The sequence below is a fragment of the Streptomyces sp. a15 genome (assembly GCF_059026085.1).
Genome location: NZ_JBWLKM010000023.1, coordinates 99711 through 118336 on the forward strand (window position 1 = coordinate 99711; position 18626 = coordinate 118336).

18 protein-coding genes are annotated in these 18626 nt (G+C 70.4%); 8 read left to right on the forward strand and 10 right to left on the reverse strand.

Annotation, left to right across the window (positions count from 1 at the left end):
* Positions 1-75 precede the first annotated feature (75 nt).
* The 5 genes from AC5P09_RS24030 to AC5P09_RS24050 all read left to right on the forward strand — a co-directional run bounded on the left by AC5P09_RS24030 (position 76) and on the right by AC5P09_RS24050 (position 4443).
* Positions 76-837, forward strand: coding sequence for a DeoR/GlpR family DNA-binding transcription regulator (locus AC5P09_RS24030; RefSeq protein ID WP_493875856.1), 762 nt, complete (start codon positions 76-78; stop codon positions 835-837).
* Positions 834-1781 (forward strand): 1-phosphofructokinase, encoded by a 948-nt coding sequence (pfkB, locus tag AC5P09_RS24035; RefSeq protein WP_493875857.1) that lies wholly within the window; start codon positions 834-836, stop codon positions 1779-1781. The genes AC5P09_RS24030 and pfkB overlap by 4 nt, the downstream gene beginning before the upstream one ends.
* Positions 1778-2041: a hypothetical protein gene (locus AC5P09_RS24040; RefSeq protein ID WP_493875858.1), complete on the forward strand. Its 264-nt coding sequence runs from the start codon at positions 1778-1780 to the stop codon at positions 2039-2041. Before pfkB ends, AC5P09_RS24040 begins: the two co-directional genes overlap by 4 nt.
* A complete protein-coding gene (locus AC5P09_RS24045; protein WP_493875859.1) occupies positions 2038-4092 on the forward strand; it encodes a PTS fructose transporter subunit IIABC in 2055 nt (684 codons plus the stop codon). The genes AC5P09_RS24040 and AC5P09_RS24045 overlap by 4 nt, the downstream gene beginning before the upstream one ends.
* Positions 4093-4191: 99 nt before the next feature.
* The gene (locus AC5P09_RS24050; RefSeq protein ID WP_493875860.1) at positions 4192-4443 is read left to right on the forward strand and encodes a hypothetical protein; all 252 of its coding nucleotides are present in this window, start codon (positions 4192-4194) and stop codon (positions 4441-4443) included.
* 72 nt (positions 4444-4515) lie between these two features.
* Here the strand turns inward: AC5P09_RS24050 and AC5P09_RS24055 are convergent, their stop codons facing one another.
* The 3 genes from AC5P09_RS24055 to AC5P09_RS24065 form a co-directional block, all read right to left on the reverse strand.
* Positions 4516-5262 carry a DUF6227 family protein gene (locus AC5P09_RS24055; protein ID WP_493875861.1) on the reverse strand — a complete coding sequence of 249 codons (747 nt, stop codon included), beginning with the start codon at positions 5260-5262 and terminating at the stop codon, positions 4516-4518.
* A 187-nt stretch (positions 5263-5449) separates the two neighbouring features.
* On the reverse strand, positions 5450-6670 hold the full coding sequence (locus AC5P09_RS24060; RefSeq protein ID WP_493875862.1) for a L,D-transpeptidase: 1221 nt from the start codon (positions 6668-6670) through the stop codon (positions 5450-5452).
* 132 nt (positions 6671-6802) lie between these two features.
* Positions 6803-7831 (reverse strand): P1 family peptidase, encoded by a 1029-nt coding sequence (locus AC5P09_RS24065; RefSeq protein WP_493875863.1) that lies wholly within the window; start codon positions 7829-7831, stop codon positions 6803-6805.
* Between the two features lie 93 nt (positions 7832-7924).
* Between AC5P09_RS24065 and AC5P09_RS24070 the strand changes: the two genes are divergently transcribed.
* Positions 7925-8143, forward strand: coding sequence for a hypothetical protein (locus AC5P09_RS24070; RefSeq protein WP_493875864.1), 219 nt, complete (start codon positions 7925-7927; stop codon positions 8141-8143).
* A 33-nt stretch (positions 8144-8176) separates the two neighbouring features.
* On the opposite strand, the gene mscL is transcribed toward AC5P09_RS24070, so the two are convergent.
* Positions 8177-8641 carry a large conductance mechanosensitive channel protein MscL gene (gene mscL, locus AC5P09_RS24075; protein ID WP_493875865.1) on the reverse strand — a complete coding sequence of 155 codons (465 nt, stop codon included), beginning with the start codon at positions 8639-8641 and terminating at the stop codon, positions 8177-8179.
* An 84-nt stretch (positions 8642-8725) separates the two neighbouring features.
* Positions 8726-8884: an Arc family DNA-binding protein gene (locus tag AC5P09_RS24080; RefSeq protein ID WP_493875866.1), complete on the reverse strand. Its 159-nt coding sequence runs from the start codon at positions 8882-8884 to the stop codon at positions 8726-8728.
* Positions 8885-8934: 50 nt separating this feature from the next.
* Here AC5P09_RS24080 and AC5P09_RS24085 point away from each other — a divergent pair, with 50 nt between their 5' ends.
* The gene (locus AC5P09_RS24085) at positions 8935-10161 is read left to right on the forward strand and encodes an RNA-guided endonuclease InsQ/TnpB family protein (protein WP_493875867.1); all 1227 of its coding nucleotides are present in this window, start codon (positions 8935-8937) and stop codon (positions 10159-10161) included.
* A gap of 168 nt (positions 10162-10329) precedes the next feature.
* On the opposite strand, the gene AC5P09_RS24090 is transcribed toward AC5P09_RS24085, so the two are convergent.
* The 5 genes from AC5P09_RS24090 to AC5P09_RS24110 all read right to left on the reverse strand — a co-directional run bounded on the left by AC5P09_RS24090 (position 10330) and on the right by AC5P09_RS24110 (position 15553).
* Complete coding sequence (locus AC5P09_RS24090; protein ID WP_493875868.1) at positions 10330-10884, reverse strand: hypothetical protein; 555 nt, start codon at positions 10882-10884, stop codon at positions 10330-10332.
* Positions 10885-11145: 261 nt separating this feature from the next.
* On the reverse strand, positions 11146-11979 hold the full coding sequence (locus tag AC5P09_RS24095; protein WP_493875869.1) for an S-methyl-5'-thioadenosine phosphorylase: 834 nt from the start codon (positions 11977-11979) through the stop codon (positions 11146-11148).
* Positions 11980-12105: 126 nt separating this feature from the next.
* Positions 12106-12444, reverse strand: coding sequence for an FmdB family zinc ribbon protein (locus tag AC5P09_RS24100; RefSeq protein WP_493875870.1), 339 nt, complete (start codon positions 12442-12444; stop codon positions 12106-12108).
* A gap of 67 nt (positions 12445-12511) precedes the next feature.
* Positions 12512-13774 carry an MFS transporter gene (locus tag AC5P09_RS24105; RefSeq protein WP_493875871.1) on the reverse strand — a complete coding sequence of 421 codons (1263 nt, stop codon included), beginning with the start codon at positions 13772-13774 and terminating at the stop codon, positions 12512-12514.
* 273 nt (positions 13775-14047) lie between these two features.
* The gene (locus AC5P09_RS24110) at positions 14048-15553 is read right to left on the reverse strand and encodes a potassium/proton antiporter (protein ID WP_493875893.1); all 1506 of its coding nucleotides are present in this window, start codon (positions 15551-15553) and stop codon (positions 14048-14050) included.
* A gap of 272 nt (positions 15554-15825) precedes the next feature.
* Between AC5P09_RS24110 and AC5P09_RS24115 the strand changes: the two genes are divergently transcribed.
* Positions 15826-18603 (forward strand): penicillin acylase family protein, encoded by a 2778-nt coding sequence (locus tag AC5P09_RS24115; RefSeq protein ID WP_493875872.1) that lies wholly within the window; start codon positions 15826-15828, stop codon positions 18601-18603.
* Positions 18604-18626 lie beyond the last annotated feature (23 nt).

The window sequence follows — 18626 nt, forward strand, 5'->3', positions numbered from 1 at the left end:
TTTACTTTCCCGAAATCCGGGCGTAGCCTCCCAGGCGAAACCACAAGTTCGGGCACAGGTCGGAGGCGAACGGGCATGTACGCACCGGAGCGGCAGCAGGAGATCCTCCGGCTCGCCCGCGACGGCGGCCGCGTGGACGTCGTGTCGCTGGCCGAACAGTTCCAGGTCACGGCGGAGACGATCCGCCGCGACCTGAAGGCTCTCGACCGCGCCGGCCTCCTGCGCCGGGTGCACGGCGGCGCCATCCCGGCCGGCCGCCTCGACTTCGAGCCGGACCTCGCCGAACGCGAGACGACGGCGGCCGACGAGAAGGACCACATCGCCAAGGCGGCCGTCGCGGAACTGCCGACCGAGGGCACGATGGTCCTCGACGCCGGTACGACCGTGGCGCGGCTGGCCGGCGCGATCCCCCTGGAGGCGGCGCTCACCGTCGTCACGCACTCCCTGCCGATCGCCGCCCGCCTCGCGGACCACCCCGGCATCCAGCTCCACCTCGTCGGGGGACGCGTACGGCACCGTACGCGCGCCGCCGTGGACGCCTGGGCGCTGCGGGCGTACGGCGAGATCCGCGCCGACGTCCTCTTCGTGGCGGCCAACGGCTTCTCCGCCGAGCACGGCCTGACCACCCCCGACCTCGCCGAGGCCGCGGTGAAGCGGGCGGCGATCGCCGCGGCCCGCCGTGTGGTGCTGCTCGCCGACTCCTCCAAGCACGGCCAGGAGCACTTCGCCCGCTTCGGTGACCTGAGCGACGTGGACCTGCTGATCACCGACAGCGGGCTGAGCCCCGAAGACGCCACCGCGATCGAGCGCGGCGGCACGGAAGTAGTGCGCGCATGATCCTCACCGTCACCCCGAACCCGTCTCTGGACCGCACCTACGAGGTCCCTTCGCTCGACCGTGGCGAGGTCATCCGCGCCACCGGCGAGCGCATGGACCCGGGCGGCAAGGGCGTGAACGTCTCCCGGGCCGTCTCGGCGGCCGGACAGCGCACGGTCGCGATACTGCCCCTGGGCGGTGCGCCGGGCGCGCTCGTCGCCGACCTGCTGGACGCGCAGGGCATCGAGGTCGCGCCGGTGCCGATCGCCGGAGCCACCCGCTCGAACATCGCGCTCGCGGAGTCGGACGGAGTGCTCACGAAGATCAACGCGCCGGGTCCCGAACTGTCGGTGGAGGAGCAGGAGCTCCTTCTGGAGACGGTGCGCGCGCAGTCGCGGGACGCGGACTGGATCGCCTGCTGCGGAAGTCTGCCGCGAGGGCTCGCGCCCGAGTGGTACGCCGAGCTGGTCGCGCGGGCGCACGCCGCCGGCGCGCGGATCGCGCTGGACACCTCCGGGCCCGCGCTGCTCGCCGCGTTGCGCGAGCGGCCCGACGTGGTGAAGCCCAATGCCGAGGAGCTCGCGGAAGCCGTCGGGCGGCCCCTGTCCACGGTGGGCGACGCGGTGAAGGCGGCCGAGGAGTTGCGCGAGAGGGGCGCGCGCGCCGTCCTCGCGAGCCTGGGCGCCGACGGACAGCTGCTCGTGAACGACGCGGGCGCCTGGTTCGGCAGCGCACAGGTGGCCGCCGTACGCAGCAATGTGGGCGCCGGCGACTCCTCCCTCGCCGGATTCCTGATCGCCGGCGGCAGCGGGCCCGAGGCGCTCGCCTCGGCGGTCGCGCACGGCGCGGCGGCCGTCCAGCTGCCCGGCAGCGTGATGCCGACGCCGTCCGACCTGGACCCGGCGGCCGTGACGGTCACGGCCGAGGTGCCGGTGGACCGCGTACTGAAGGAGCCGGTGTCATGACCTGCTTCGTATCCTCCGGCGTCCTCACTGGCGCCCGCACCGGCGTCCTCACCGGACCGGCCGTGAAGCGGCGAGGCTCCCCGTTACTCGCCGCGGCCGAAGGGAGGCAGGGCCACCTGAGCCGGCCCGCCGCCCGGAGGGGGCGGGGCTTCCCCGGTCCCGCCTCCTCCACCAACCCCACGAACCCCCACTGCACCCCCGTCCCCGCCCCCGCCCACCACATCCCCCGGGCGATACGCGTGCGAAGGAGCCCGCGATGAGCGAGATGATCACCGCGGACCTGGTCGACCTCGACCTGTCCGCCGACACCAAAGAAGCGGCGGCGCGTGCCCTCGCCGAGCGCATGGTCGCCCTGGGCCGGGTGACCGACCTGGAGGGCTTCCTCGCCGACGTGGCCGCCCGCGAGGCACAGATGCCGACCGGCCTCGACGGCGGCATCGGCATCCCGCACTGCCGCAGCGAACACGTCACCGAGCCGACGCTCGCCTTCGGGCGCAGCGCCGCCGGCATCGACTTCGGCGCGGCCGACGGCCCCGCCGACCTGATCTTCCTGATCGCCGCCCCCGCGGGCGCCGACGACGCCCACCTGACGATCCTGTCCTCGCTGGCCCGGCAGTTGATGAACGCCGAGTTCACCGATGCGCTGCGCTCGGCCGGCGACGCGGCGGGCGCGGCGGCCCTGATCCGCGGGGACGAGCCCGAGGCGGCCGAGGCCGCCTCCGAAGACTCCGTGGCGGCGCCGGCGGCGGCCTCCGCCGGCGCCGCCACGGGCAGCGACGACGCCGGCGACACCGGAGCAGGCGAAGAGCGCCCGTTCCGTATCGTCGCCGTCACCTCCTGCCCCACCGGCATCGCCCACACCTACATGGCGGCCGAGTCGCTGGAGAACGCGGGCCGCGAGGCGGGCGTCGAACTCGTCGTCGAGACCCAGGGCTCGGCCGGCTTCACCCGGCTCGACCCGGCCGTGATCGCGGCGGCGGACGGCGTGATCTTCGCCCACGACGTGCCCGTACGAGAAAAGGACCGCTTCGCCGGGAAGCCGACGGTCGACGTCGGCGTCAAGGCCGGCATCAACAAGCCCGCCGAACTCATCGCCGACGTGCGCGGCAGGGCCGAGCGCGGCGAGGTCACCGCGGCCGGCAAGGGCGGTACGCCCGTCGAGCGGGCCGGTGAGTCCGGCGACAACTACGGCACCAAGCTCCGCAAGTGGCTGATGACCGGTGTCAGTTACATGGTCCCCTTCGTCGCCGCGGGCGGTCTGCTGATCGCTCTCGGATTCGCCATCGGCGGCTGGGAGATCAACAAGGCGCCCTCGGTCATGGAGCACTTCTCCTGGACCCAGGTCGACAGCTGGGCCGCCCTGATGTTCCAGATCGGCGGGGTCGCCTTCGGCTTCCTCATCCCGGTCCTCGCCGGATACATCGCGTACGGCATGGCGGACCGGCCCGGTCTCGTCCCCGGCTTCGTCGGTGGAATGATCTCCTCGCAGATCGCCGCCGGCTTCCTGGGCGGCCTGGTCGCCGGTCTGCTGGCGGGCGGTGTCGTCCTCGCGATCCAGCGGATCAAGATCCCGCCGGTGCTGCGCGGCATCATGCCGGTGGTGGTGATCCCGCTGATCTCCTCGATCGTCGTCGGCTTCCTGATGTTCGTCGTGGTCGGCAAGCCCATCGCCGAGGCCCAGAAGGGCATGACGGACTGGCTCTCCGGCCTCTCCGGCTCCAACGCGATCCTGCTCGGCATCCTGCTCGGCCTGATGATGTGCTTCGACCTCGGCGGCCCGGTCAACAAGGTCGCGTACGCCTTCGCCACGGCAGGTATCGCTGTCGCGGATCCCAGCGACTCCGCGATGAAGGTCATGGCCGCCGTGATGGCGGCGGGCATGGTCCCGCCGCTGGGCATGGCGCTGGCGACCACCCTCCGCAAGAAGCTCTTCACGCCGACCGAGCGCGAGAACGGCAAGGCCGCCTGGGTCCTGGGCGCCTCCTTCATCTCGGAGGGCGCGATCCCGTTCGCCGCGGCGGACCCGCTGCGGGTCATCCCGGCCTCGATGGCGGGCGGTGCGGTCACCGGCGCCCTGTCCATGGCCTTCGGCGCCACGCTCCGTGCCCCGCACGGCGGCATCTTCGTGGTCCCGCTGATCGGCCACGCCTTCCTCTACCTGATCGCCATCGCGGCGGGCGTGTGTGTGACGACGGCGCTGGTCGTCGTACTGAAGAGCATGCGCAAGGCACCGGGAGCCGTGGCCGCCGAGGCGGCTCAGAGCGGCTCGGCCGCCCCGTCGGCGGAGCGGAAGCAGCCGGTCGCGGCCTAGCGGCACAGCCCTTTGGGATGCTGTGAGTTGTTCACGGCACATGCGAGATACGTCACGGTCCGGGACTTCGGTCCCGGACCGTGGTGTCTACTGGAACGCATGCCTGAGCACGTCTCGGTCTACCAGCTGCTTGGTATGACCTTCCTCGTCCTGGTGGCCGTCGCATGGGTGGCCGGCCTGGTCTTCATGCTGCGCCGCGGCCGCGTCGAGGCCGCCCTGTGGCAGGCCCAGAGCCTGTCCGGACTGCCGCACCAGCGGCGGGTGGGCCCGCAGCGGGAGTCCGTCGAGCTGACCCCGGCGGAAGCGAACGAGTTCGCGGGACTGGTACGACGGCTCAGCGCCGGCCGCTGACCCGCGCGGCGGAACTGATCCGGAGTGCCGCTCCGGAGACCCCGCACAGCGACTCCGCACAGGTGACTCCGCTCAGGAGACCTGCGTCGCCCGTCGCTCCATGGCGTCCCTGGCCGCGTCCTCGCTGACGTACACCTCGCACATGTGCCGCCCGTCCGGCGTCGCCGTGTGCTCGACCTCCCAGAGGGAGACCTCCGCTCCGTCACGCAGCAGGAACGCGTGCTCGTAGAGCGAGAAGGACAAGCCGGCCCGGCCGGTGCGGCTGGGGCGCCCGAAGGCCTGCGTGATCTGGTGCGCGAACGCGGTGCTCAGCAGCGCGGCCGTCTCCGCGTCCGGCCGGTCCGTGTTCTCCGCCCGGCGCAGCACCCGGCGCGCGTGGTCCGCCGAGTCGTCGGGCAGATACGCGTGCCGAGGCATGGGGATCGGCGACAGCTGCACCAGCACCGGCAGTTCGAAGTCCGGAGCGTCCGCCGGCAGGGGCAGGCGCGCGGTGGCGGCGCGCAGCTCCTCCTCGTCCACATACACCTCGTGCTGCGGGGCGCTGCCCGGGGCGGTGTTGTGGACGAGCTCCCACAGCGTGAGCGCCGAGCCGTCGGCGAGCAGCCAGGTGTGGCGGTACGTCTCGCGGTGCAGCCCCGCGCTGTGGTGCGCGGAGTGCAGCGAACTGTCGTGGGCCAGCGCGCAGTCCAGTCGCTGGATCGTCTCGTCGGGCAGCTCGAAGGAGTTCAGGGCACGGCCGAGGAGCCGCGCGAGATGCTCCTCCGGAGACTCGGGCGACTCGGGTGGTTCGTACGCTGCCGTCTCGTACGGAACGCTCAAGGTTTCTCCCGGCGTTGCTGCATGTCACCTTGTGGGTGCATACCGTAGCCCCTCGGTCGGACATCATGTCCGGGAACCGAGAAAACGTACGCCCGAAAAACGCGCGGGCCGCGGGGAAAGTTCCCACGCGGCCCGATCATTCGTCAAAAAGTGCTGGTCAGACGCTACTTGGTGCGACGGTCCGCGCTCACTCGGCGCTCCCCGCCACCCACTCGTTCCACGCCATGTTCCAGCCGTTCAACCCGTTGTCGGGCGACACCGTCTTGTCCGGGGAGTTCTTGACGATCACGACGTCCCCGAGGATCGAGTTGTCGTAGAACCACTTGGCCGGAGTGTCACCCTGTGCGCCCTGCACGTCCTGGAGGCCGACGCAGCCGTGGCTGGTGCCCTCGCGGCCGAACGGCGGGTTGCCCTTGTTGTACCAGTAGTTGCCGTGGATGAAGGTCCCCGACTGGGTCAGCCGCATCGCGTGCGGTACGTCCGGGATGTCGTACGCGTTGTCGAGACCGACCGTCCTGCTGTCCATCCGCAGCTTCGTGAACTTCTCGGAGATCACCATCTGCCCGTTGTACGTGGTGAACTCCGGGCTGCCCGCCGAGATCGGCACCGACCTGAGAGTCCTGCCGTCCCGCACGACCGTCATGGTCTGCTTGCTCACGTCCACCGTGGAGACCTGCGAGCGCCCGATCGTGAAGCTGACCGTCTTCTTCTGCACCCCGTAGACGCCGTTCGCGCCCTCGACCCCGTCCAGGTCGATCTTCATCGTGACCTTGGAGCCGGCCTTCCAGTACTCCTCGGGCCGGAAGTCGAGGCGCTGCGCCCCGAACCAGTGCCCGACCACCTCCTGCCCACTGTTCGACGACACCGTGATGTGCGACTGCACGGCCTTCTTGTCGCTGATCGCCTTGTCGAAGTTGAACGACACCGGCATCCCGACACCCACCGTCGTCCCCTCGTCCGGCGTGTACGTCCCGATGAAGCTGTTCGCCGGGCTGACGGTGGTGAAGGTCGATTCGGCGGCCGTGGCCCGCCCGTTCGCGTCCTTCGCCCTCGCCGTTATCTCGTACTTCGTTCCCCGTTCCAGCTGCTCCTTCGGCTTCCAGCTGACACCGTCGGCGGATATCGCCCCCGGTACGGCCGTCCCGGCGTCCGCCACCGTCATCTTCACGTCCGTCAGCTTCCCGTCGCTGACCTTCACTCCGGTCGTGTTGATCGACGCACGGGTCGAGCCGTCCTCGGCCGAGATGGATATCTTCGCCGCCGAGGACGTGGCGGAGTCCCCGCCGCCCTTGTCGTCGCTCTTCCCGGCATCGGTGCTGCCACCGCACGCGGTGAGGGTGAGGGCGCCGACCATCAGGGCGGCACAGGCCCCGAGTACGCGCCGCGCTGCTTTGTCCGGCGTTGTCACGAGCTGCTCCAGGTTCAGGTGGTGTGTTCGATCCGCTCCAGTCCGTGGAGAAAGAGGGGATCGGTCGGTGGTCGGGTTCCCACAGACCGCCGTGAACGCCATCACGTGACAGAACCAGGACACATTTTCGCGTCAGCGGCTCCCGTACAACTCCTCGTACGACGGCCACACCCCGCCCGGCCCGTCCACCGACTCGGCGGCGCGTACGGCCCGCACGACCGCGCGGGTCACCACGTCCGCGGCCGCCGCGAGGATCTCGTTCAGCGGGAGGGGACGCTCGGTGTCGAGCGGGCGGGCCCCGGTCGCCAGCGCGAACACCGTGTCGCCGTCGTGGAGCAGATGCACCGGCCGTACGGCCCGCGCGATGCCGTCGTGGGCCGTGCCGGCCACCTTCTGCGCCTGCGCCTTCGACAGGTCCGCGTCGGTGGCGACCACCGCGAGCGTGGTGTTGAGCGGGGGAGGCGCGCTCTTCGCCGCGAGGTCGGCGAGGCGCAGGCGGGCGGCGTCGTGCACGCGCGCCTCCGGGTAGGTCACCCGGCCCTGGAACAACTCCCCGTACAGCACCCCCGTTTCCGGATCCGTCACCGATCCCGCCGCGTTGGCCACCACCAGCGCGGCCAACGTGATCCCCGAATCGAGGACGATGCTCGCGGTACCCACGCCGCCCTTCATCGGCCCGGCCACGGCGCCCGTACCCGCGCCCACGCATCCCTCCCGCACCCGTGCGCCGGGCTCGCTCGCCGCGGCCGCCTCGACGGCCGCCCGGCCGGTGGCCGCGTCCGGCCTGGCCCGGAAGTCGCCGCCGCGCCCCAGGTCGAAGACACAGGCGGCCGGCACCACCGGCACGACGTGCGCCGGATCCGGTCCCACCCGCACCCCGCGCCGCTGCTCCTCCAGCCAGGCCATCACCCCGGACGCCGCGTCGAGCCCGTACGCGCTGCCCCCGGTCAGCACGATCGCGTCGACCTTCTGCACCACGTTGCGCGGGTCGAGGGCGTCGGTCTCCTTGGTGCCGGGTCCGCCGCCCCGCACGTCCACGGCGGCCACGGCGCCGCCCTCCGGGGCGAGCACGACCGTGGTGCCGGTGAGCCAACCGTCGCCGGTGCGCGTGGCGTGCCCCACGCGCACACCGGCGACGTCCGTCAAAGCGTCGACTGTCATGGGGCCAGTGTCGTCCAGCGCGCGCCCCGCCTTACTTGTGAACGGGTTCGCAGCTCGGTAGGGGCCCGAAGTCCGGGGCCGTACCCTGGACGCATGACCACCGCCCCCGAGCCCGAGCCGCGCGAGCAGAAGCCCGAACTGCGCGAGCCGAAGCCGGAGCCGCGTGCGCCGAAGCCCGCGCTGATCTTCGACGACCCGCTCGACCAGCAGTCCTCGGACGACACGGACCGCGGGTGGGGCGAGCGACCCGGCACCGACAGCGCGGCCGACCTGAAGCGCTTCCTCGACGAGAAGCCGCCCCACCACCTGTGAGCCCGGGCGGGCCGCAGCCCACCCGCCCCACCGCTACGGCTCGTCGTGGCCCGAGCCGCGCTGCGGCTGTTGTGCGATCAGCGCGTCGCGGATCTCCTTGAGGACCTCCAGCTCGGTCACCTCGATGACCTCGTGCGCGCCCTCCTTCGCCTTCCTGCGGGCCTCCTGCCGGGCCAGGTACTTCGCCATGGGCAGGACCATCAGGAAGTAGACGACGGTCGCGGTGATCACGAAGGTGAGCGTCGCCCCGAGGACCGAGCCCCAATGGAGCTGGATGCCCACGGCGCCCTGGCAGTTGTCGCTCAGGCAGGAGCTGTAGTTGTCGAGGTTCTTGGTGCCGATCGCTCCGACCAGCGGGTTGATGAGCCCCTTCACCACCGAGTTGACGATGTTGGTGAAAGCGGCGCCGATGACCACCGCCACTGCCAGATCGACAACGTTCCCGCGCATCAGGAAGGCCTTGAAGCCCTCCCAGACGCTCGGCTTCTTCTCGCTCACCTGGCTCCTCCGAGGATGCCCTGGCCTTCAGGCCGGGGAGGAATCGGACTCCTGCGGAGCAGGGCAGAGAAAGGCGAGTCGCCGTCAGGGCGAGTCGCCGTCCGCCACGGCGGTGTCGCGCTCGACTTCCAGCCGGTAGACGATCTCGGAGTTGAGGGACCTGCGGGCGGACTTTGCCTCGGCGACCAGCCACTCGTGGAGACCGACGGGCAGGCGGAGGGTGATGCGCTTCTCTTCATCCATGACCCCACTGTAGTTGTTTCCCAACACTTAAGAAGTGGAAGATTGACACCATGACGACACGACAGGACTTGAGCGAGGATGCCGGGCACGCCCGGTACACCTACCGGCTCCGCGTGTCGTCGACCGCCCGTACCGCACTGCTCGCGGAGTGGGCGCGGTGCCGGTGGATCTGGAACGAGTGCTGTGCCCGCTCGAAGAAGGCGCATGCCGAGGACGAGAAGTGCGGCCCGGCCCGGCTGGACAAGATGCTGACCGAGGCCCGCAGCGCGAACGCGTGGCTGCGCGCGGGCAGCAGCGTTCCGCAGCAGCAGATCATCCGCGACTTCGCCAAGTCCCGCACGAAGGCCCTGAAGGACATCAAGGCCGGGCTGCCGCAGCGGCAGCGCGCGGGGATGCCTAAGTACAAGAAGAAGCGCGCCGCCGACCCGTCGCTGAACTACACGCAGCGCGGATTCCGCATCAAGGGCGGGCGCCTGCACCTCGCGGGCGGGATCGTGCTGAGCGTGGTGTGGTCGCGGGACCTGCCCAAGCCGCCGTCCTCCGTCCGCGTCTACCGCGACAGCCTCGGGCACTGGTACGCCTCGTTCGTCGTGGCGACGACCAGCGAGGCGCTGCCCGCCACCGGGCGGGACATCGGCATCGACTGGGGCGTCAAGGAGACCGCGACCACCACCTCCGACGCCCACGACCTCCCGCACGCCCAGCACGGCAAGAACGCCGCGCAGCGCCTGGCCCGCTACCAGCGGATGATGGCCCGCCGGAAGCCGAAGAAGGGCCAGCCCGGGTCGAAGGGCTACCGCGAGGCGAAGCGGCACACGGCCAAGCTGCACAAGAAGATCGCCCGGCAACGCGAGGACACCGGCCGCAAGTGGGCGAAGAAGGTCGTGACCGACCACGACCGCCTGGCCGTCGAGGACTTCCGCCCGAAGTTCCTCGCCAAGTCCACCATGGCCCGCAAGGCCGCCGACGCCGCGATCGGCGCGACCAAGCAGGCGCTGATTCAAATGGCCCGCAAGCACGGCCGTGAACTGCACCTCGTACACCCCGCGCACACCACCATGGACTGCGCACGGTGCGGAGCGAGAACCAAGCACGCACTGCCTCTCTCAGAACGAACCTACGTCTGCACCGCGTGCGGAGCCGTGTCCCCCAGGGACAAGAACTCCGCCCGCGTGATGCTCGTCCGGGCTGGTCTCAACCCGGCTGGTGCTGATCGTGTAAGAGCTGCCGGACCGCCGGTCCGCAGTCATCGTGAGCCAGGAATCCCCTCCCTTTAGGGAGGGGAGGATTCAAGTAGGGGACTCTCCTCGCCGCCGCCGCGCCGCACACGCAGGTTGTGGAGCAAACAGCTCCGCAACCTACGTCAGGGCGAGGCGACCCTGTCCAATTGGGTGGCTCCGACGAGGGGCTTGACGGGATAGTGCGCGGGGCAGGAACCGCGCGGCTCAGCACAGCGTCACCGCCAGCCGGGCCGTGGCGCTCGCGCCGGCGAGGCTCGCCGCGGTGGAGCGCGGCACCGAGAGCACGACCAGCGCCCCACTCTCGGTCGCGCCGTCCAGCGGCTCCGGCACCTTCGTCACCCGCGCCCCGCGTGCGACCACGCGCGCGTCGCCGCCGGTCGCCGTCTCCTCGGCGGCGATGACGTCCACCCGGTCGCCGGGCCGCAGCAGTCGGACCGTGGCCCCGTCGGCGATTCGCACCGGCGCCGTCACGGTCTGGACGGCGCGGCGTTCCCGGCCGGGATCCGCCGGTGGATGCCCACGGGTCCGCTCCGCGTCGCGCGGGCCCGCCGCCACGAGCGCGGCCGCGGTGACGGCGAGGCCGACCGCGACGGCCCGCTTCCGCTGCCGTACGAGGCGCTGCAGCTGATAGCGCCCGCCGCGGACCCGCACGGGGGCGAAGTGCGGCACCTCGCACGTGGGGGGAGCGTCCGTGCCGAGCGGGCGCGGGGGGACGGGAGAGGAAGAAGGGGAGGAGGAGGGAGAAGGGGCGTACGGCATGAGAACCACCACCTGCGACGAGGGATCGGCTTGCCCTGCCACGATGAGGCTTCGCACCGATCCCCGCTGAGGCCGGTGGGCTACTGGCGGGTTGTGGACAACTCGCTCACCCGAACGGGAAGTTCCGCCCTTACGACACAGCCGCGGCCCGCTCCGCTACGACATGAATGCGGCCCGCTCCGCCAGGACACGGCCGCCGCCCGCTCCTCTACGACAACAGCCGTCACCCCGCCATTACGACAACAGTGGCCACCCGTTCCGCTACGACAGCGCGAACCCCGGGTCCATCCCGCCCAGCGCGTTCGTGCACAGGCAGTCCCGCTCCTCGGTCGAAGGCAGCGCGGCCACCGCGTCGAACAGCACGCCCCGCAAGCGGTCCACGTTGGCCGCGAACACCCGCAGCACCTCGTCGTGGGAGACGCCCTCACCGGTCTCGGCGCCGGCGTCGAGGTCCGTGACCAGGGTCAACGACGTGTAGCAGAGCTCGAGTTCACGGGCGAGAGACGCTTCCGGATGGCCGGTCATGCCCACCACCGACCAGCCCTGTGCCTGGTGCCACAACGATTCGGCGCGAGTCGAGAAGCGCGGCCCCTCGATCACCACCAGCGTGCCGCCGTCCACCGGCTCCCAGTCCTGTCCGCGGGCCGCCTTCAGCGCGGCCGCCCGCCCGGTCGGGCAGTAGGGGTCGGCCAGGGACACGTGCACCACGTTCGGCACCGCGCCGTCCGGCAGCGGCAGCCCGTCGAAGTACGTGCCGGCCCGGGACTTCGTACGGTCGACCAGCTGGTCCGGCACCAGCAGCGTGCCCGGCCCGTACTCGGGGCGCAGACCGCCCACCGCACACGGGCCGAGGACCTGGCGCACGCCGACCGACCTGAGCGCCCACAGGTTGGCGCGGTAGTTGATCCGGTGCGGCGGCAGATGGTGGCCGCGGCCGTGCCGGGGCAGGAAGGCGACGCGCCGACCGGCCACCTCGCCGAGGAAGAGGGAGTCGCTGGGTGGCCCGTAGGGGGTGTCCACCTGGATCTCGGTCACGTCGTCGAGGAACGAATAGAAGCCGGAGCCGCCGATTACGCCGATCTCTGCGTTCGCCATGACCAGCACACTAACCGGCGTCGTCCGGGACCGGAGCACGGGTTCGGGAACCCGGAGCACGGGTTCGGGAACAACGAGAACCCCGCCGTCGTACGAGGGCGGGGTTTCGTGAGCGAGCTGTACGCCTTACGCGGCCGAGCTGCTGCTGGACGAGGTGCCGGTGCTCGACGGCTTCGAGTCCGAGGACGACGAAGAAGACGAGGTCGAGGTCGAGGCGGACTTCGAGTCGGACTTCGAGTCCGAGGACGTCGACGACTTCGCGGACGCCGGCGCGCTGCTCGACGAGGAGCCGCGGCTGTCGTTGCGGTAGAAGCCGGAGCCCTTGAAGACAATGCCGACCGCGGAGAACACCTTCTTCAGGCGTCCACTGCAGCTGGGGCACTGGGTAAGGGCGTCGTCGGTGAACTTCTGCACCGCCTCGAGGCCCTCGCCGCACTCGGTGCACTGGTACTGGTAGGTGGGCACTGTCTTCCTCCTGGCACTCTCACTCAATGAGTGCTAACGAGGGTCCATAGTGACGTATTCCCGAGGATCAGTCCACCGCCACCGGCACGCGGTGACCGACGCCACGTGCGACGGTGCGGCTGTGCGGCCGCACCGCGAGGTGTGAGCGCAGCGCCAGCACGGTCGCCAGGGCGAGCAGCGTGCCGCCCATTGGCACCAGGAACCCGGCGCCCTCCCGGAAGCCGTCCTCCAGTTGTCCGGCGACCGTGACGCCCGCCGCCTGGCCGAGCGCGACCGCGCCGGTCAGCCAGGTGAAGGCCTCGGTGCGGGCGCCGGCCGGAACCAGGCCCTCGACCAGGGTGTAGCCGGTGATCAGGGCGGGCGCGATGCACATCCCGACGAGCAGACCGAGGCCGGCCAGGACGAGCACCGAGTCGGCGGCCCACAGGCCGGACGCGGTCAGCGCGAGGGCGACGTACCCGACGACCAGGCGCCGCTGCGGGGCGACCTTCCAGGCGACGGCGCCGCAGACCAGCCCGGAGAGCATGTTGCCCGCGGCGAAGGTGCCGTACAGGACGCCGTTCATGCCCGGTTCGCCGATCGACTCGGAGAACGCGGCCAGCGAGACCTGCATACCGCCGAAGACGGAACCGATGCCGAGGAAAGCCACGATCAGGACCCGCACCCCGGGGATGCGCAGTGCGGAACCGTGCTCCACGCGTGCGTGCCCGTCGACGGCGACCGGCGGCTGTGTGCTCTTCTGTGCGGCGAACAGCAGCCCGCCGATCAGGGTGAGCGATGCCTCGGTCACCAGGCCCGCGGCCGGGTGGACGGCCGTGCACAGGGCGGTGGCCAGCAGCGGGCCGACGACGAAGGTCAGCTCGTCGGTGACGGACTCGAACGCGGCCGCGGTGGACATCAGGGGCGAGTCCTTGAGCTTCACGCCCCAGCGGGCCCGCACCATGGGGCCGATCTGCGGCTGCGAGGCGCCCGTGGGGACGGCGGCGACGAGCAGCGCCCACAGGGGCGCGTGGGACAGCGCGAGCACGGTCAGGGCCAGGCCCGACAGCGAGTGCACGAGCACGCCCGGGATCAGTACGGCGCGCTGTCCGTGGCGGTCGGCGAGCCGGCCGGTGTAGGGCGCGAACAGTGCCATGGAGACACCGGTGACGGCCGCGGCGGCGCCGGCCGCGCCGTACGAGCCGGTGGTGTGCTGCACGAGCAGCACGATGGAGACGGTGAGCATCCCGAACGGCTGGCGTGCCGCGAAGCCGGGGAGCAGGAACGTCCAGGCGCCGCGCGTGCGCAGCAGTTGCCCGTAGCCGGGGCGGGAGGTGACCGTGGATGCCACGGCCCGTGCCTTTCTGCCGCCTGGTAGCGCGGCCCCCGTTTTCTGGGGCGGCACCGAGAGCTGTCCTCTTGCGCCGACTGCGGTAGATGCCGTCGCCCACTGCGGGGGCGCCCCGGCCGCCATACGGTCGCGCCAGCACTGCGTCAGGCAGAGGTGGTTCGATCGGAATGCGCCTTCATCATACAGGGATCAAGCCTGGTGGGCCTGTGAAAACGAGCACCATGGATGCGTTCACCTGCGATGGGCGGGGCGTGAACCGTGTGAAACACGCCCTTAACGCCCGGTGTCGGTGCCGTCCGTGCCCAGCCATCCGGCCAGCTTGCCGCCGCGCCCGACCGCGCGCAGCCGTCGCTCGGCCGCGTCCCGGACCGGATCGGTGGCGACCACGAGGAGCTCGTCGCCCCGTCGCAGCACGGTCGTGGGCAACGGTACGAACGATTTTCCCTCGCGTACGACCAGGGTGACCGCGGCCCCGGCCGGCAGGCGCAGCTCGGCGACCTCGACGCCGTGCATCCTCGACCCCTTGGGGATCGCGACGGACAGCAGATGTCCGCTCAGCCGCTCCAGGGGGGCCGATTCGATGCCGAGGTCGGCGGCCTCCGCGTCCCCGCCCAGACTCAGCTTGCGGGCGAGCCACGGCAGGGTCGGCCCCTGGACGAGGGTGTAGACGACGACCAGGACGAAGACGAGGTTGAAGATCCGGCGGCTGGCCTCGACACCCTCCACCATGGGGATCGTCGCGAGAACGATGGGCACGGCGCCGCGCAGTCCGGCCCAGGACATGAGCGTCTGCTCCTGCCACGACACCCGGAACGGCGTGAGGCAGAGCACCACGCTCAGCGGGCGCGCCACCATCGTCAGGACCAGTCCGATGACCAGGGCGGGCAGGATGTCGTCGCCCAGCTCGTGCGGGGTGACCAGCAGGCCGAGCAGGACGAACATGCCGATCTGGGCGATCCAGCCGAGCCCGTCGGCGAAGCCGCGGGTGGCGGGCCAGTGCGGCAGCTTCGCGTTGCCCATCGCCATCGAGGCGAGGTAGACGGCGAGGAAGCCGCTGCCGTGTGCCATGGCGCCCGCCGCGTACGCCGTGACGGCGATCGCCATGACGGCGATCGGGTAGAGGCCGGAGGCGGGCAGCGCCACGTGCCTGAGGCCCCAGGAGCCCAGCCAGCCCACCGCGATGCCGATGGCGGCGCCGATGGCCAGTTCGAGGACTATCTTGCCGATCAGCAGGTACCAGTGCTCGACCGGGCCCGCGGTGGAGAAGGAGACCACCAGGATGACCACGGGAGCGTCGTTGAAACCGGACTCGGCCTCCAGGGTGCCCGTCACGCGCGCGGGGAGGGGAATCTTCCGCAGCACCGAGAAGACCGCCGCGGCGTCCGTCGAGGACACCACCGCGCCGATGATGAGCGCCTGGCGCCATTCCAGGTCGATCAGATAGTGCGCGGCCGTCGCCGTGACCCCCACGCTCACCGCGACCCCCACCAGCGCCAGCGCGGAGGCGGCCGGCAGGGCCGGCTTGATCTCCTTCCACTTCGTGCCGAGGCCGCCCTCGGCCAGGATCACGACGAGGGCCGCGTATCCGATGACCTGGGTGAGTTCGGCGTTGTTGAAGTGGATGTCGCCGATGCCGTCCTGGCCCATGGCGATGCCGATCCCCAGGTACACGAGCAGGCTGGGGAGCCCGCTGCGCGAGGAGATCCGGACCGCTGCCACGGCGACGAGCAGGACGAGCGAGCAGACGAGCAGGAGCTGGTTGAGGTCGTGGACAGTCAGCGGCCGTTCCCTTCCCTGGCTTCCGCGCTTCGCGCGCGCGGGAGCTCACGTACATAGGACACGAAGCGGCGGTTCTCCGCACCCAAGTACTTCGTTACCTTACCTAACTCTTGACGATTTCTTGACGCTCCCCGAGGTGTGAGCGAACGTTCGTCCGTTCTGGTTCCCGACTCCGCGTCAAGGGCCCCTGGGCGCTGCGCCTATGGTTGCTCCAGCGTTCAGTCAAAAGCACAGCCCGCCCTGCCGCTCGCGTTAGGACAGCAAGGACAGCGATGCCCCCCAACACCACCGCCTCTTCGGGCCAGAAGCCCGGCAAGTCCGGCAGGAAAAAGGGGCGCAAAGCCCGCCTGTTCGTCCTCGTGCTGGTGCTGGCCATCATCGGAGGCGTCGCCTACGGGGCGTACTGGTCCGTCAGCACCGTCCGTGCCTCCTTCCCACAGACGGACGGCTCGATCACGATCGAGGGCCTGTCGGGGCCGGTCGAGGTGAAGCGCGACGGCTACGGCATCCCGCAGATCTACGCCGACTCCGACGCGGACCTGTTCATGGCGCAGGGCTACGTCCAGGCGCAGGACCGGTTCTACGAGATGGACGTGCGCCGTCACATGACCTCCGGGCGTCTGTCGGAGATGTTCGGCAAGGGCCAGGTCAAGAACGACGAGTTCCTGCGCACCCTGGGCTGGGACCGGGTCGCCAAGGAGGAGTACGACAAGACGCTGTCGGCGTCCACGAAGAACTACCTCCAGGCGTACGCCAAGGGAGTCAACGCCTACCTCCAGGGCAAGGACGGCAAGGAGATCTCCCTGGAGTACGCGGCCCTCGGTTTCGAGAACGACTACAAGCCCGAGGCGTGGACCCCGGTCGACTCGGTCGCGTGGCTGAAGGCCATGGCCTGGGACCTGCGCGGCAACATGCAGGACGAGATCGACCGCGCCCTGATGACCAGCCGCCTCGGCCCCCAGCAGATCGCGGATCTGTACCCGCAGTACCCGTACAGCCGGAACCAGACGATCGTCCAGCAGGGCCAGTACGACGAGCTCACCGGGACGTTCGAGGGGAGCGGCGGCACGTCCGGCGACGAGAACTCCACGAGCGGCGCCGGCGGCACCGGAACGGGCACCCAGTCGTCCACGGCCGGTTCCGCCCTGGAGAGCCAGCTGTCGGACCTCCAGAACGTCCTGGACGACGTCCCCACGGCCGTCGGCGTGAACGGCAACGGCATCGGCTCGAACTCCTGGGTGGTGGCCGGGAAGTACACCATCACCGGCAAGCCGCTGCTGGCCAACGACCCGCACCTGTCGGCCTCGCTGCCGTCCGTCTGGTACCAGATGGGCCTGCACTGCCGCACCGTCTCCAGCACGTGCCAGTACGACGTCAGCGGCTACACCTTCGCCGGAATGCCCGGCGTGATAATCGGCCACAACCAGGACATCGCCTGGGGCATGACCAACTCCGGTGTCGACGTCACCGACCTCTACCTGGAGAAGCTCTCCGGCGACGGCTACCTCTACGACGGCAAGGTGAAGCCCTTCACCACCCGCGAGGAGACCATCAAGGTCGCCGGCGGTGAGTCCAAGAAGATCGTCGTCCGGGAGACCAACAACGGACCCCTGCTGTCCGACCGTAACGACGAGCTGGTGAAGGTCGGCAAGAAGGCCGCCGTCGGCACCTCCGCACCCGACCGCGGAGACGGCTACGGCATCGCGCTGCGCTGGACCGCGCTGGACCCGGGCACCTCCATGGACGCCGTCTTCGCGATGGACAAGGCGAGCGACTGGACCGGCTTCCGCAAGGCCGCCGCCCTGTTCGACGTGCCCTCGCAGAACCTGGTCTACGCCGACACAGAGGACAACATCGGCTACACGCTGCCCGGGAAGATCCCCACGCGCGCGGAGGGCGACGACGGCTCCATCCCGGCGCCGGGCTGGGACTCCAAGTACGAGTGGACCGGCTACATCAAGCAGGACGAGCTGCCCTACGAGTACAACCCGGAACGCGGCTACATCGTCACCGCCAACCAGGCCGTGATCGACAAGGACAAGTACCCCTACACGCTCACCACGGACTGGGGCTACGGCACCCGCAGCCAGCGCATCACCGACCTGATCGAGTCGAAGATCAAGGGCGGCGGCAAGATCTCGACCGACGACATGCGCCAGATGCAGCTGGACAACAGCAGCGAGATCGCCAAACTGCTCGTGCCCAAGCTGCTGAAGATCAACGTCGACGACCCCGACGTCCGTGAGGCCCAGGAACTCCTCGAGGGCTGGGACTACACCCAGGACGCCGACTCGGCGGCGGCCGCGTACTTCAACTCGGTCTGGCGCAACATCCTCAAGCTCGCCTTCGGCAACAAGCTGCCCAAGGAGCTGCGGGTCGAGGGACAGTGCCTGTGGGTCGATCCGGTCAGCACCACCGCACCCGTCGACGAGACCGGCAAGGTGCGCGAGTGCGGTCAGCGTGACGCCGACCAGGCGCAGCCCGACGGCGGCGACCGCTGGTTCGAGGTGGTCCGCAACCTGATGGACGACGAGAAAAGCGACTGGTGGACGACGCCCGAATCGCGCAACCGCATCGGCGTCGCCAAGAACCGCGACAAGCTGTTCGAGCGCGCCATGATCGACGCCCGCTGGGAGCTGACCGCCAAGCTCGGCAAGGACATCGACACCTGGAGCTGGGGCCGGCTGCACCGCCTGTTCCTGAAGAACCAGACCCTGGGCACCGACGGCCCCGGCTTCCTGCAGTACATGCTCAACCGCGGCCCCTGGAAGCTCAGCGGCGGCGAGGCTGCGGTCAACGCGACCGGCTGGAACGCGGCCGGCGGATACGACGTCGTCTGGGTGCCGTCGATGCGGATGGTGGTCAACCTCGACGACCTCGACAAGTCGAAGTGGATCAACCTCACCGGCGCCTCCGGGCACGCCTACAGCGCCCACTACATCGACCAGACGGGCAAGTGGGTCAAGGGCGAACTGCTGGACTGGTCCTTCTCGTCCAAGGCGGTCGACGACAACACGAGCGACACGCTGGAACTGAAGCCGAGCGGCTGACGCGACATCGTCCGAACGGCCCT

Bases quoted from the DNA above. Each gene is read 5' to 3' on its own strand.
- AC5P09_RS24030 (WP_493875856.1), top strand. From the start codon at position 76: ATGTACGCACCGGAGCGGCAGCAGGAGATCCTCCGGCTCGCCCGCGAC.
- pfkB (WP_493875857.1), top strand. From the start codon at position 834: ATGATCCTCACCGTCACCCCGAACCCGTCTCTGGACCGCACCTACGAG.
- AC5P09_RS24040 (WP_493875858.1), top strand. From the start codon at position 1,778: ATGACCTGCTTCGTATCCTCCGGCGTCCTCACTGGCGCCCGCACCGGC.
- AC5P09_RS24045 (WP_493875859.1), top strand. From the start codon at position 2,038: ATGAGCGAGATGATCACCGCGGACCTGGTCGACCTCGACCTGTCCGCC.
- AC5P09_RS24050 (WP_493875860.1), top strand. From the start codon at position 4,192: ATGCCTGAGCACGTCTCGGTCTACCAGCTGCTTGGTATGACCTTCCTC.
- AC5P09_RS24065 (WP_493875863.1), bottom strand. From the start codon at position 7,831: ATGACAGTCGACGCTTTGACGGACGTCGCCGGTGTGCGCGTGGGGCAC.
- AC5P09_RS24070 (WP_493875864.1), top strand. From the start codon at position 7,925: ATGACCACCGCCCCCGAGCCCGAGCCGCGCGAGCAGAAGCCCGAACTG.
- AC5P09_RS24080 (WP_493875866.1), bottom strand. From the start codon at position 8,884: ATGGATGAAGAGAAGCGCATCACCCTCCGCCTGCCCGTCGGTCTCCAC.
- AC5P09_RS24085 (WP_493875867.1), top strand. From the start codon at position 8,935: ATGACGACACGACAGGACTTGAGCGAGGATGCCGGGCACGCCCGGTAC.
- AC5P09_RS24090 (WP_493875868.1), bottom strand. From the start codon at position 10,884: ATGCCGTACGCCCCTTCTCCCTCCTCCTCCCCTTCTTCCTCTCCCGTC.
- AC5P09_RS24095 (WP_493875869.1), bottom strand. From the start codon at position 11,979: ATGGCGAACGCAGAGATCGGCGTAATCGGCGGCTCCGGCTTCTATTCG.
- AC5P09_RS24115 (WP_493875872.1), top strand. From the start codon at position 15,826: ATGCCCCCCAACACCACCGCCTCTTCGGGCCAGAAGCCCGGCAAGTCC.